This window comes from Sphingomonas sp. GW821-FHT10F09, assembly GCF_058809195.1.
The window spans coordinates 830,155-843,338 of sequence record NZ_JBXASI010000001.1 but is presented as its reverse complement, the minus strand read 5'-3'; the positions used below and the strand labels follow the sequence as shown (position 1 = coordinate 843,338).

Sequence of the window (13,184 nt, the reverse complement as noted above, 5' to 3'; positions counted from 1 at the left end):
GACTTCGCGGGTGGGTTCGATCATTGGGCCACTCAATCACGCCGTCCCCTGGGGCGGCGTGCATCGTTTCAAACCGAAAGGTCCACGCCATGAAGGCGCTCATGAAGACCACCAAGTCGGCCAAGCCGCACGAGGTGGAGAAGAAGTGGCACATTATCGACGCCACCGACCTGGTGGTCGGCCGCACCGCGTCGATCATCGCCAACGTCCTGCGCGGCAAGCACAAGACGTCGTTCACCCCGCACGTCGATTGCGGTGACAACGTCATCGTCATCAACGCCGACAAGATCCGCTTCACGTCCAACAAGGCCGAGAAGAAGATCTATTACAAGCACACCGGTTATGCCGGCGGCATCAAGGGCGTCACCGCCGCCAAGGTTCTCGAAGGCCGCTTCCCGGAGCGCGTTCTCGAAAAGGCCGTCGAGCGCATGATCCCGCGTGGCCCGCTGGGTCGCGAGCAGATGCGCAACCTGCGCATCTTCAAGGGCACCGAGCATCCGCACGAAGCTCAGAACCCGGAAGTTCTCGATATCGCGGGCATGAACCGCAAGAACAAGGTGGGCGCGTAATGACCGACAATCGCCAGTCCCTTTCCGACCTCGCGTCGCTGACGCAGCAGCCGGCACCGGCTGCGAACGCCGCGCCGGCCGTCACCACCGACGGCGAAGCGCCTGCCGCGCCGGTCCAGGTCCTGCCGACGACGCCGCTGCGTGAGCAGATCCTCGACAAGTTCGGCCGCGCCTATGCGACCGGCCGTCGCAAGGACGCCGTCGCCCGCGTGTGGATCAAGCCGGGTTCGGGCAAGATCACGATCAACGGTCGCGATCAGGAAGTCTATTTCGCGCGTCCGACGCTGCGCCTCGTCATCAACCAGGTGTTCGGCATCACCGAGCGCGAAGGTCAGTATGACGTCGTCTGCACCGTCAAGGGCGGCGGCCTCTCGGGCCAGGCCGGCGCGGTCAAGCATGGCATCAGCCAGGCGCTGACCCGCTTCGAACCGATCCTGCGTGCGCCGGTCAAGGCCGCCGGGTTCCTGACCCGCGACAGCCGTACCGTCGAGCGCAAGAAGTACGGCCGTGCGAAGGCACGTCGCAGCTTCCAGTTCTCGAAGCGCTAAGTGCGGGGCACTCCGGATCGCGACAGCAATCCGGAGGCTGGCCACGGCAGGCGGCGGGGGCGGCGAAGCCGTCCACGTTCGACGGCGTGGCCCATGCGATACAGCCACGATGGGGCGGTCCGGCAACGGGCCGCCCTTCTCGTATGTGCGCACCGCGATGCGCTGGCCGGCAGCGCTCACCCCTCCCCGTCACCCCGGACGTGTTCCGGGTACACTGCGCGGCGACGCGCGCTCCGACATGAGCCATCCCGAGCGCCTCGTGGACCCCGAACCGGTCCGGGGCAACGAAGCACACATAACCGCCCGCCCCCGTCACGCCGAAAACGAACCCCGTTGACCCCACCGCCGATCCCGCGCGTTGTGGCCGCAGCAACGACATAAGGAACCCGCCTTGGCGACGCAGACAGCCGGCCGCGAGCCCTCGATCCTCAATCCCGGGCTGCTCGCCTGTATCGCCACCGCGGCACTCGCCGGGCTGTTGTTCGGCTTCGATACCGCAGTGATCTCCGGTGTCACCGATGCGCTGACCCGCGAATATGGCCTCACCCCCGGCTGGCTCGGCATCACCGTCTCGGCGGCGCTGTGGGGGACGCTGGTCGGCGCGCTGTTCGCCGGCATTCCCGGCGATCGCTACGGCAGCCGCGACACGTTGCGCATCCTCGCACTTTTCTACGTCGTCTCGGCGATCGGCTGCGCCTTCGCCTGGGACTGGGGGTCGCTCGTGCTGTTCCGCGTCCTCGCCGGGTTAGCGGTCGGGGGATCGTCGGTGCTGGCGCCGGTCTATATCGCAGAGATCGCACCGCCGTCGCGCCGCGGCCAGCTTGTCGCCGCCTTCCAGTTCATGGTGATCTTCGGCATCCTGCTCGCCTATGTCTCCAACGCGATCATCGCCGCGGTCGAGCCCGGCGACGTCGCTTGGCGGTGGAAGCTCGGGATTTCGGCAGTGCCTGCGCTCGTGTTCATGGGCCTGCTGTTCCGGATCCCCAACAGCCCGCGCTGGCTGGTCATGCACGGCCGCGATGCGGAGGCCAAGGGCTCGCTTGCCCGCATCGGCATGACCGGCGCGCTGGCGGAGCGGGAGATCGCCGGCGTCCACGCCGACCTCGCCGGACAGCCGGTGGGCGAGCGCCTGTCGTGGCGCCTGCACCGCAAGCCGATCCTGCTCGCGATGCTCGTCGCCGGCTTCAATCAGCTCTCCGGCATCAACGCCTTCCTCTACTATCTCAACGACATCTTCTCGCGCTCGTCGACCGCGCTGTCGGCGGACGTGCAGGCGATCATCATCGGCATCGTCAACGGCATCTTCACCTTCGTCGGCATGCTCCTCATCGACCGGCTGGGCCGCCGGACGCTGTTGATGGTCGGCAGCCTCGGCATGGCCGCATCGCTGCTCGTCGGCGGTCTGTCGCTGCTCGGCACGATCCCCTCGTGGCTCCTCCTGCCCGCCCTCATCACCTTCATCGCCTTCTTCGCCCCCAGCACCGGCGCGGTCATCTGGGTCTATATCTCGGAGGTGTTCCCGACCTCGGTCCGCAGCCGCGGCAGCGCGGTGGGCGCGAGCACACATTGGGGGCTCAACGCGGTGATCGCCGCCGCCTTCCCCGCGGTCGCCGCGTATTCCGCCGGGGCGCCGTTTTTGTTTTTTGCGGGGATGATGGCGCTGCAATTCGTCGTCGTGCTGTTCTATTTCCCGGAGACAAAGGGCGTCCCGCTGGAGCAGATGCGGCAGCAACTGGGGCTCGGCGATGCGCCCGGGCGGGTTGCCCCCGCCGGACGCGCGGTCTAGCCGTTTCCGCAACGACAGAAACGCGCCAGGAGACCCCGTCATGCCCGCCATCCTCGATCGCCGTCAGGTCCTCAGCGGCGGCGCCACCATCGCCGGGCTGACGCTCGGCGCCCCCGTGCTCGCGCAGAGCGACCGGATCGAAAGCCTGATCGCGCGGATGACGCCGCAGGAAAAGGCGGGGCAGCTGTCCTGCTTCTCCGACCAGATCCGCCCGATCGGCGTGCCGTTCAATCCCGGCCTCGCCACCGGCGGCGCCAGCGAACAGCTCGCGCGGATCAGGACCGGCGCGATCGGCATGCTGTTCAACGGCGTCGGCTATGCGGGCGCGAAGGCGGCGCAGGACGCGGCGATGCAGACCCGGCTCCGGATCCCGCTGATCTTCGCCGGCGACGTCATCCACGGGCTGCGCACCGCCTATCCGCTGCCGATCGCCGAGGCCTGCGCCTTCGATCCCGACCTCGCGATGCGCACCGCCCGCGCCGCGGCGCTGGAGAGCACCGCGCTCGGCATCCACTGGACCTTCGCGCCGATGGTCGACGTCGCGCGCGACCAGCGCTGGGGCCGCGTCGCCGAAGGATCGGGCGAGGACCCGTATCTCGGCATCGCGCTCGGCGTCGCGCGCATCCGCGGCTTCCAGGGCTCGGATCTGAAGGACCCGACGCGCGTCGCCGCCTGCGCCAAGCATTTCGCCGCTTATGGCGCGGTGTCGGGCGGCATGGAGTACAACTTCACCGAGATCAGCCCGTCGACGCTGCACGAGGTGCATCTGGCGCCGTTCAAGGCGGCGGTCGATGCCGGCGTCGCGACGCTGATGAGCGCGTTCAACGACATCGACGGCGTGCCCGCCTCGGGGAACCGCTGGCTGATGACCGACTTGCTGCGCGGGCAATGGACGTTCGGCGGCATGGTCGTCGGCGACTATACCGCCGACGAGGAGCTGATCGCGCACGGCTATGCGAAGGACGGCCGCGACGCCGCGAAGAAGGCGTTCATGGCGGGCATGGACATGGCCATGCAGTCGAACCTCTACAATCTGTGGCTGCCCGATCTGGTCGAGAAGGGCGAGGTGCCGATCGCACGCCTCGACGAGGGCGTCCGCCGCGTGCTGCACCTCAAGGAACAGGTCGGCCTGTTCGACAATCCCTATCGCTCGGTCAGCCAGAAGGCAGAGCGGACCAGCGTGTCGACCCCCGCGATGCTCAAGCTGAGCCGCGAGGCGGGTGCGCGCTCGATCGTGCTGCTGAAGAACGAGGGCAATGTCCTGCCGCTGGCGAAGACCGCCAAAATTGCGCTGGTCGGCCCCTTTGCCGAGGATGTCGAGAATGTCGTCGGCACTTGGGCGTTCATGTCGGACGCGAAGCTGAACGTCTCGGTCGCCGCCGGCCTGCGCAACCGCAAGGCGAACGTGACGGTGGTGAAGGGGTCGGAGGTCGAGGCGGCGATCCCCGGCGGCATCGACGCCGCGGTCGCCGCCGCGCGCGGGGCGGATGTCGTGCTGCTCGCGATCGGCGAGACGCAATTGATGTCGGGCGAGGCGCAGGCGCGCGTCTCGATCACCGTGCCGCCCGCGCAGATGGCGCTGGCCGAGGCGCTCGCCGCCACCGGCAAGCCGGTCGTCGTGCTGCTGCGCCACGGCCGCGCGCTCGCGCTGGAGGGCGCGGTGAAGGACGCGCCCGCGATCCTCGCGACCTGGTTCCTCGGCACCGAGAGCGGCAATGCGATCGCCGACGTGCTGTTCGGCGAGGTCAATCCGTCCGCCAAGCTGTCGGCCAGCTTCCCGCACTTCAGCGGTCAACAACCCTATTTCTACAACCACAAGAACACCGGCCGCGGCGCACCTGAAACCGGCGCGCAGGATTACAAGGCGCGCTATCGCGAAACCAAGAACGAGGCGCTGTACCCGTTCGGCCACGGCCTCAGCTACACCAGCTTCGCCGTGTCGAACGTCGTCGTGCCGGCGCGGATGGGCGACCGGATCGAGGTGACCGCGACCGTCGCCAACACCGGCACGCGCGCCGGCGACGAGGTGGTGCAGCTCTACATCCACGACGTCGTCGCGAGCCACACCCGGCCGATCCGCGAGCTGAAGGGGTTCCAGCGCGTCTCGCTGGCGCCCGGCCAGTCGAAGCAGGTCCGCTTCACGCTGTCGCGCGAGGATCTGCGCTTCTGGATGGACGGCCAGTGGGTGGTCGAGCCCGGCACGTTCCATGTCTGGGTGGCGACCGATTCGACCAACGGCGAGCGCAAGGAATTCGAGCTGGCCTGAGGTCAGTCGATCCGCACGATCCGCGTCCCCAGTCGCTCCGCCTCTTCGGGGTCGTGCGTCACCATCAGGATCGGCAGGCCCGCCTCGTCGCGGACGCGCTGGATCGCGTCCATGATCTCGCCCCGCCGCGCGCGGTCCAGCGACGACAGCGGCTCGTCGAGCAGGAGGAAAGCGGGATCGATGAGCAGCGCGCGGCCGATCGCGACGCGCCGCGCCTCGCCGCCCGACAGCGTCCGCGGCCAGCGGTCGAGCAGGTGGCCGATGCCCAGCATCGCCGCGGTCGCCGCCAGCGCGCCGTCGTCGGGCGCGCCGTACAGCAGGTTCGCGCGCACCCGCCGGTGCGGGAACAACCGCGGCTCCTGAAAGACATAGCCCGCGCGCCGCCGCTCCGGCGCGATGTCCACCCCCGCCGCGGCGTCGAACAGCACCCGCCCGGCGACCGCGATCCGCCCCCGGTCGGGCCGCAGCAGCCCGGCGACCATGTTCAATATGCTGGTCTTGCCGATCCCCGACGGGCCGAACAGCACCGTCAGCCCCGCGCCCGCGGTCAGGTCGAGCGCGACCGCGGCCTCGCCCAGCCGCTTTTCGACATGGATGTCAAAGGACATGCAGCCCCCGCCTCACACGCCGTGTGAGCAGTTCCGACGCGACGAGCGCGACGAGGCTGAGCGCCACCGAGATCGCCGACAGCCGCCATACCATCGCCTCCGCCCCCGGCTGCTGCAACGCCGAATAGATCGCCAGCGGCAGCGTCTGCGTCTGCCCCGGCACGTTGGAGACGAAGGTGATCGTCGCGCCGAATTCGCCGATCGATCGCGCAAACCCGAGCACCGCGCCCGCCAGCACGCCGGGCAGGCTGAGCGGCAGCGTCAGCGTCCAGAACACCCGTGCCGGTCCCGCCCCCAGCGTCCGCGCCGCGCTTTCCAGCCGCCTGTCGACCGCCTCGATCGACAGCCGCATCGCGCGCACCATCAGCGGCAGCGCCATGATCCCCGCCGCGATCGCCGCACCCGTCCAGCGGAACAGCACGGTGACGCCGAACCAGCGTTCGAGCACGCCGCCGATCGGCCCATTCGGCCCGAACGCCAGCAGCAGTACCCAGCCCGTCACCACCGGCGGCACAACCAGCGGCAGATGCACGACCGCATCGAGCAACAGCTTCCCCGGGAATCGCGCGCGCGCCAGCACCCAGGCGAGCACGAAGGCGAGCGGCAGCACCGCCGCCATCGCGACGCCCCCGACCTTCAGCGACACCGCCAGGATCGTCCATTCCTCCGCCGACAACATCAGCGCGCGGTGAATCCGTAGCGGACGAAGATCGCCTTGCCTTTGGCGCTGACCAGAAAGCGGCGGAACGCCTCGCCCTCCGGGTTCCGCGAACCGGCGATCCGCGCGATCGGATAGGTGATCGCGGGGTGGCTCGATACGGGAAACACGCCCGCGACCCGCACCGTCCGCGACGCGCGGGCGTCGGTCGCATAGACGATCCCCAGCGGCGCGGCGCCACGCTCGACCAGCACCAGCGCCGCACGCACGCTGTCGCCGCGCACCACTTTGGGCGCGACGGCGGTCCACACGCCGAGGCTGCGCAACGCCGCCTCGGTATAGCGACCCGCCGGCACCGGCGCGTCCGCCATCGCCAGCGGTCCCGCCGCCAGCACCCGCGCCAGCGCGGCGCGCGGACGGACGGGGATGCGCACCGGATTACCCTTCGCCGCGACGACGACCAGCCGGTTGCCGAGGAACGTCACCCGCGTGTTCGCGACGATCAGCCGCTTGGCGGCCAGCGCGTCCATCCATTCCTGATCGGCCGACACGAACAGGTCCGCGCCGCCCCCCGCCTCGACCTGCCGCGCCAGCACCGACGACGCCGCAAACGAGATCACCGGTCTGGGATGCCCCGTCTTCGCCCACGCCTCCGCGGCGGCGGTCAGCGATTCCTGCAGACTCGCCGCGGCGAGCACCAGCGGCGCCCGCGTCTGCGCTGCGGCAGGGACGGATAGCGTCAGCGACATGGCCAGCAACAGGGGGCGGATCATCTTGGCCTCGCAACATCGGGAATATATTCCGTCGTATACGACGCATCGTCGCGACGCGACCTTCGTTTTGGCGGCGGCCTCACTCGACCGGCGAAGGCCCCTCTTCGCGGTAACTCATCATCGCATAGCGGTAGGCGGACAGTCGTCTGGCGAAACACATGTCGCCCATATTGTCGCGAACATCCTCGCCACGAACCACGAAGACGACATAGGGCAGCGCCTTGCCGTCGGGATGGAACTCCCCCTTGATGGCCCGGCAGTCCCGGGCGATCGACTGCACCGCCGACCGCGTCAGGACCGGTTTCTCCGCGGGTGTCGTCGCGCAGGATGCCAGCGCGGCCAGGGCGAGGATCGCCGCGATACCGATATGTGTCCTCATTCCCCTTCCCCCTCACCCCGACGTCACCCGCCCGGTCCGCTGCAACTTGCCCCAGCCCACCATCGGGCCGCGCAGCGCCTGCGCGATCGCCTTCAGCACCACATAATACATCACCTGGCGATAGCCGATACGCTGCGGGATCAGCAGCCACAGCAGCCGCCACCGCTCGCGCCGTTCCAGCGCGAAGGCGATCGTCGCCGCCAGCAGGTCGATCGCGGTGAACACGATCCAGAAGGCGAGCATCGTATAGACGTCGTGGCTGGTCTGCGCCCAGCCGTGCGCCTGCACGTCGAGATAGGTCACGACAAAGCTGACCAGCAGCGCGAGGTCGATGATCGGGCTGATCGCAGCGAGCAGGATCTGGAACACGATCGCCTGCGGCAATCCGACCCAGCCGAGCCCGCGCGGGGCGCTGCGCCCGATCGCCGAACGATGCTTCCACAGGCATTGGAGCGTCCCGAACGCCCAGCGGAACCGCTGCTTGGCGAGCGCGCGCAGCGTCTCGGGCGCCTCGGTCCAGGCGACGGCGTACTGGTCGTATTGCACCCGCCAGCCGGCCCGCTGGATCGCAATGGTCAGGTCCTGATCCTCCGCCAGCGTGTCGTGCGGATAGCCGCCGACCGCCGCGATCGCCGCGCGCCGCCACGCGCCGACCGCACCGGGCACGACGGTGATCGCGTTCAGGCGAGCGAAGGCGCGCCGCTCCAGATTCTGCGCGGTGATATATTCCAGCGCCTGCCAGCGGGTGATGAGGTTCACGCGGTTGCCGACCTTGGCATTGCCCGCGACCGCGCCCAGCGCCGGATCGTCGAACCAGCGCGCCAGCCGCGCGATCGTGGTCGGTTCGAACTGCGTATCGGCGTCCAGCGCGATGACGATCTCGCCCTTCGCCACCTCCAGCCCGGTGTTGAGCGCGCGCGCCTTGCCGCCATTCACCAGCGTCAGCAGCCGCACGCGCGGATCGTCGGCGAAAGCGGCGGCGACGACGGCAGAGGTCGCGTCCTTCGAACCGTCGTCGATGACGATCACCTCGATCCGCACCTCGGTGCTGGCGAGCACGCCGCGCACCGCGCGTTCGATCACCCGCTCCTCGTTATAGGCGGGGATCATCACCGTGACGAACCGGTCGGGATCGATCGCCGGGAACACGGTGCGCGATTCGCGCCGCGCCTGCACCAGCGCCAGGCCGGACAGCGCCAGCGCGCGCAGGATACCGACGGTGATCGCGATGGCGAACAGCCAGTGCAGCGCCACCACCAGCCCGCCCAGCGTCGTGAACAGCGCGAGGTCGGCGCGCGCCGCCAGCTGGTCGCCCGACGAGATCGCCGGCATAGCCGCCTCACGCGAGATGCCGGCGAGCGTCGAGACGGGGACGAAGCTGTAGCCCAGCGCCCGCAGCCGGTCGATGATGACCGGCAGCGCCGCGACCGTCTGCGCGCGGTTGCCGCCGGCATCGTGCAGCAGGATGATGTTGCGGCTGCAATCGGCGTCCGAATCGCCGTCGCACTGCGCGGGCGCGCTCGTCACCCGCGCGATCGTCGCGTCGATGATCGCCTGCACGCCCGGCCGCTTCCAGTCGCCGGGATCGACGTGCAGCCCGACCGAGACATAGCCGCGCTCCTGCGCCTGCAGCGCCGGCACGATCTCATCCGCGGTGGTCGGCTCGGCATCGCCGAAATAGGGTGCGCGGAACAGGCGCAGCGACCGGCCGGTGAACGCCTGGAACAGGCGCTGGTTGGCGTTGAGTTCGAACCGCACCTGTTCGGGCGACACCGTCGCCAGATTGGGATGGGTATAGGTGTGGCTGCCGATCTCATGCCCCTCGGCCACCATCCGCTGGAGCAGCGGGCGCTGGGTCAGCGCATTCTCCCCGACGATGAAGAAGGTCGCCGGCACGCCTTCGCGCTTCAGCACGTCGAGGATCTGCGGCGTCCAGGTCGGATCGGGACCGTCGTCGAAGGTCAGCGCCAGCTGGCGGGGGCGATAGCCGGTGCGGTCGACCTCATATTGCGACGGCAGCCGGGTGAAGCGGACGTCGGCGATCATCCCGTCCGCCCCCGCTACCGCGTGGCGCGCGCCCGCCACCGGGGTCGCGCCGATCTTCAGGATCTCGCCCGCCCCCTCGATATCGACGTTGGTGCCGGCGGGGATCGCGTCGATCGCCGATGGCGGCGGCAGGGTGCGGTGGTCGCGCCCGAACAGCGCCCACAGGCCCGGATCCTCCGACCCCAGCCGCCACAGCGCGACGCTGCCGACCCCGGCGCGGTGGAGGAAGGCGATCTGGTTGTAGGCCGATGCCGCGTCCAGCATCCAGACGACATGGCGCGTATCGCCGTCCGAATAGGCGAAGCCGCTGTTGCCGCTCGCCCGGTCGAACGCCGGCACCGTCGCCGAATCGCGCGCCGCCTGCCACGCCTCGTCGACGCTCATCGCGTCGCCGCCCCCGTCGTGCCAGTCATAGGCATAGGAGCCGACCGCCACGACCAGCTTCGCCGCGGGGATGCCGCGCGCGGCGGTCGCGACCTGTTCGGCGAACCAGCGCTGCGACGCGATCGGCCCCGCCGGCCCCGCGGTCTCATGCTCGTCATAGGCCATCAGGAAGATCTTGTCGGTGACCCGCGCATAGGCGGGCAGGTCCCAGTCCGGATTGCCGACCGGCGCGGCGATCGCCACCACCCAGCCGCGCGGTGCGAACCGCCGCTGCGCCTCGCCGAGGAATGTCCGGTAGTTACCCTGCGCGCCCGCCGGCAGGTCCTCGAAGTCGAAGAAGGCGCCGCCCGCGCGGTTCGCCGCCAGCCACGGCACCAGCCGGTCGAGCAGCGCGGCCCGCGCGCGCGGGTCGGCGAGCAGCGCGGCGGTGCCGGCGCCGTCCCACGTCCCGCCGATCGCATTCTGGATCATCGGCACGATCACCGGCCGGTGTACCGCGCGGTTGAGGATGCTGCGCCCCGCGGTATCGCGGAACACGGTGATGCGATGATCCGCGCCCGTCACCGACACCCAGCCGGGGATCACCCAGTCGAGCTGTTCGACATGCCGTTCGAGGCTCGCCGCGCTCGACGGGTCCCATGGGGTGTGGAAGGCGATGGCGAGCGCCGGATTGCCCGACGCCCCCGCCTTGCCCCGCCCGGTGCCGAACAGACGGCCGGCATAATAGTCCAGCCCCCGCCTGGCGCGGCGGATCACGCCATGCGGTGGCGACAGCCGGTGCAGCAGATGGTGCTCCGCCTCGACCGGCAGCAGCGGCGCGGCCGGCACCGCCCCGATCGACACCGCGAAGGCGGCGACCGACAGCAGCAGCAGCAGCACGAAGGCGACCACGCCGAGCGTGAACCGCCGCTTGCGCCGACCGCTGGCATCGAAGAACACGGGCAATTGAGACATAGACGACACTCCGCCGACCGCCTTGCACCGCGGCCGATGGCGCGATCACGTCACCGTGATGACAAAGACGTCATTTGCGACGTCATTCGGGGACGTCATTTGGCCCGTCATCTGGCCCGGCGCGCCGATGGTCATTTGCCCCCGGCACCCTTGCCATCGGCGGGTTTGCCGGCCGGTGCGTCCGCCCGGTCCGCATCCGCGGCCTTGACGATGCTGCGGGCGATCATCGCCACCTTGGTCGCGCCGCGCTGCGTACCCGATCCGTCGTACAATGCCTTCAGATAGCCGCGGTCGAACGCCGTCATCTCCGTCGGCGGCGCGGCGGCGGGATCGAACAACGTCAGGATCGTGTCGCCGCCGGTCGCGCCCTTGGGACGGATCATCGCGAGCGTCCGCATCGCGGCATAGTCCGCGATCTGCTGCAGGCTGCGGCCGGGCACCGCCTTGCGATCGATCAGCATCACCGTCGACAGCATGTCGCGGCGGATCGCCAGCGCGATCCGCGTCGCGATCGGCACCTGCAGCGTCGGCGGACCATCGATGCTCTGGAACAGGCGATCGCCGTCGCGGCTGCGCACCTCGCTGACGCTCCAGACGTGGACCGGCCCGGGTTCCTTCAGGATCTCGCGCATCTCGCTCGGCTGGTAATCGCGGAACATCCAGGGCCGGCGGCTCATCAGCCGCTCCGCTTCCGCCCGACTGTCCTCGACGACCATGACGAGGATGTTGGGCGTGCAGCCCTCCCCGGCCAGCGCGATCCCCGCCGCATCGGCATTCTCGGCCAGCCGGGCGCCGATCGTCCGCAGCATCGGCAACGGCAGCCCCGCCGTCGCGAAGCAGACCGGATCGGTGAAGCGCGCCAGCGGCTGGTCGAAGCCGACGCGTGGCGAGATCGCGCGGGCCAGCGCCCGGATCTTCGCCTCGTCGGGCAGGGCGCGGCCCTCGACGACGATCGGGTCGGCGGCGGTGCCGGGATCGGCCGGCGGCGCGGTCTGCGCGCTGACTCCCGTCGCCGCCGCCGCCGTCGCCAGCATCGCGCCGGCGAATGCCGCCACCCGCATCGATCCCCAGACGCCCATGTCCCGCCGCTCCCATCGCAGGGCGCCGACGCCCCCGCGCCGACGCAACGTTCCCGCTTATCCCAGCCGTCGGGCGATCCCGCAATGGCCGTGACGACCGGCGGATCAATCGACGGTGAAGATGCTGCTCCCGTGCGTCTCGCCCGCCTCCAGCGCCCGGTGCGCCGCTGCCGCATCCTCCAGCGCGAACCGCTGGCCGATCGCCGGCCGGATCGCCCCGTCGCGCAGCATCGCGAACACGCGCTCGACGCCGGCGCGACGTTCCTCGGGGGTGACGTAATAGTCGAACAGCGTCGGCCGGGTGACGAACAGCGACCCCTTCGCCGCCAGTATGCCCAGGTCGACGCCGTTCACCGGCCCGCCGGCATTGCCATAGCTGACGATCAGTCCGCGCCGCGCGACCGCCGCCAGCGTCGCCTGCCACGTCGCCATGCCGACGCCGTCGAACACCGTCGCGACGCCCTGCCCGCCGGTGATCTCACGCACCCGCGCCGCGACATCCTCGTCGCGATGCAGGATGACGTGGTCGGCGCCGGCATCGCGCGCGTGCGCCGCCTTGTCCGCCGATCCCGCCGTCCCGATCACGGTCGCGCCGATCGCCTTCAGCCAGCCGACCAGCAACTGGCCGACGCCGCCCGCCGCCGCCCAGACCAGCACCGTCTGCCCCGCCTCGACCCGCGCACAGCGTTCGACCAGCACCTCCGTCGTGCAGCCTTTCAGCAGCAGCGCCGCCGCGGTCTCGTCGTCGACGTCGTCCGGCAGGTGCAGCAATTGCGTCGCGGCGACGTTGCGCGCGGTCGCATAGGCGCCACGCGCCGGCCCGAAGGTGCCGACCCGGTCGCCGACCGCGAAGTCCGCGACGCCGTCGCCGACCGCCTCGACCACGCCCGCCGCTTCGCTGCCCAGCCCGGCGGGCAGGTCGATCGGATAGATGCCACGGCGGTGATAGGTATCGATATAGTTCAGCCCGACCGCGCGGTGCCGCATCCGCACCTCGCCCGGCCCCGGCGGCGGCAGATCGACGTCGACCCATTCGATCACCTCCGGACCTCCCGTCCGCTCGATCCGCGCTACCCGTTCGCTCATCGGCCGCTTTTCCTTTCGCTCGTCCGGGCATACGCGTTTCGGGTTGCA

At 70.0% G+C, this 13,184-nt stretch carries 11 protein-coding genes; 4 read left to right on the top strand and 7 right to left on the bottom strand.

The window, feature by feature from the left end; translation table 11 throughout:
- Positions 1-89 precede the first annotated feature (89 nt).
- The 4 genes from rplM (at position 90) to AC1RTO_RS04015 (ending at position 5,169) form a co-directional block, all read left to right on the top strand.
- On the top strand, positions 90-569 hold the full coding sequence (gene rplM, locus AC1RTO_RS04030; RefSeq protein ID WP_493160328.1) for a 50S ribosomal protein L13: 480 nt from the start codon (positions 90-92) through the stop codon (positions 567-569).
- The gene (gene rpsI / locus AC1RTO_RS04025; protein WP_493159612.1) at positions 569-1,117 is read left to right on the top strand and encodes a 30S ribosomal protein S9; all 549 of its coding nucleotides are present in this window, start codon (positions 569-571) and stop codon (positions 1,115-1,117) included. Before rplM ends, rpsI begins: the two co-directional genes overlap by 1 nt.
- A 391-nt stretch (positions 1,118-1,508) precedes the next feature.
- Positions 1,509-2,903: a sugar porter family MFS transporter gene (locus AC1RTO_RS04020; RefSeq protein WP_493159611.1), complete on the top strand. Its 1,395-nt coding sequence runs from the start codon at positions 1,509-1,511 to the stop codon at positions 2,901-2,903.
- 40 nt (positions 2,904-2,943) lie between these two features.
- Positions 2,944-5,169 (top strand): glycoside hydrolase family 3 N-terminal domain-containing protein, encoded by a 2,226-nt coding sequence (locus AC1RTO_RS04015; RefSeq protein ID WP_493159610.1) that lies wholly within the window; start codon positions 2,944-2,946, stop codon positions 5,167-5,169.
- A 2-nt stretch (positions 5,170-5,171) separates the two neighbouring features.
- Here the strand turns inward: AC1RTO_RS04015 and AC1RTO_RS04010 are convergent, their stop codons facing one another.
- The 7 genes from AC1RTO_RS04010 to AC1RTO_RS03980 form a co-directional block, all read right to left on the bottom strand.
- Positions 5,172-5,777: an ATP-binding cassette domain-containing protein gene (locus AC1RTO_RS04010; RefSeq protein ID WP_493159609.1), complete on the bottom strand. Its 606-nt coding sequence runs from the start codon at positions 5,775-5,777 to the stop codon at positions 5,172-5,174.
- Positions 5,767-6,456, bottom strand: a complete 690-nt coding sequence (gene modB, locus AC1RTO_RS04005) for a molybdate ABC transporter permease subunit (protein WP_493159608.1) — start codon at positions 6,454-6,456, stop codon at positions 5,767-5,769. Before modB ends, AC1RTO_RS04010 begins: the two co-directional genes overlap by 11 nt.
- On the bottom strand, positions 6,456-7,208 hold the full coding sequence (gene modA / locus AC1RTO_RS04000) for a molybdate ABC transporter substrate-binding protein (protein WP_493159607.1): 753 nt from the start codon (positions 7,206-7,208) through the stop codon (positions 6,456-6,458). Before modA ends, modB begins: the two co-directional genes overlap by 1 nt.
- 79 nt (positions 7,209-7,287) lie before the next feature.
- On the bottom strand, positions 7,288-7,587 hold the full coding sequence (locus tag AC1RTO_RS03995; RefSeq protein ID WP_493159606.1) for a hypothetical protein: 300 nt from the start codon (positions 7,585-7,587) through the stop codon (positions 7,288-7,290).
- A 12-nt stretch (positions 7,588-7,599) separates the two neighbouring features.
- Positions 7,600-10,971, bottom strand: coding sequence for a polysaccharide deacetylase family protein (locus AC1RTO_RS03990; RefSeq protein ID WP_493159605.1), 3,372 nt, complete (start codon positions 10,969-10,971; stop codon positions 7,600-7,602).
- 131 nt (positions 10,972-11,102) lie between these two features.
- Positions 11,103-12,050, bottom strand: a complete 948-nt coding sequence (locus AC1RTO_RS03985; RefSeq protein WP_493159604.1) for a hypothetical protein — start codon at positions 12,048-12,050, stop codon at positions 11,103-11,105.
- Between the two features lie 105 nt (positions 12,051-12,155).
- On the bottom strand, positions 12,156-13,136 hold the full coding sequence (locus tag AC1RTO_RS03980) for a quinone oxidoreductase family protein (protein WP_493159603.1): 981 nt from the start codon (positions 13,134-13,136) through the stop codon (positions 12,156-12,158).
- Between the last annotated feature and the right edge of the window lie 48 nt (positions 13,137-13,184).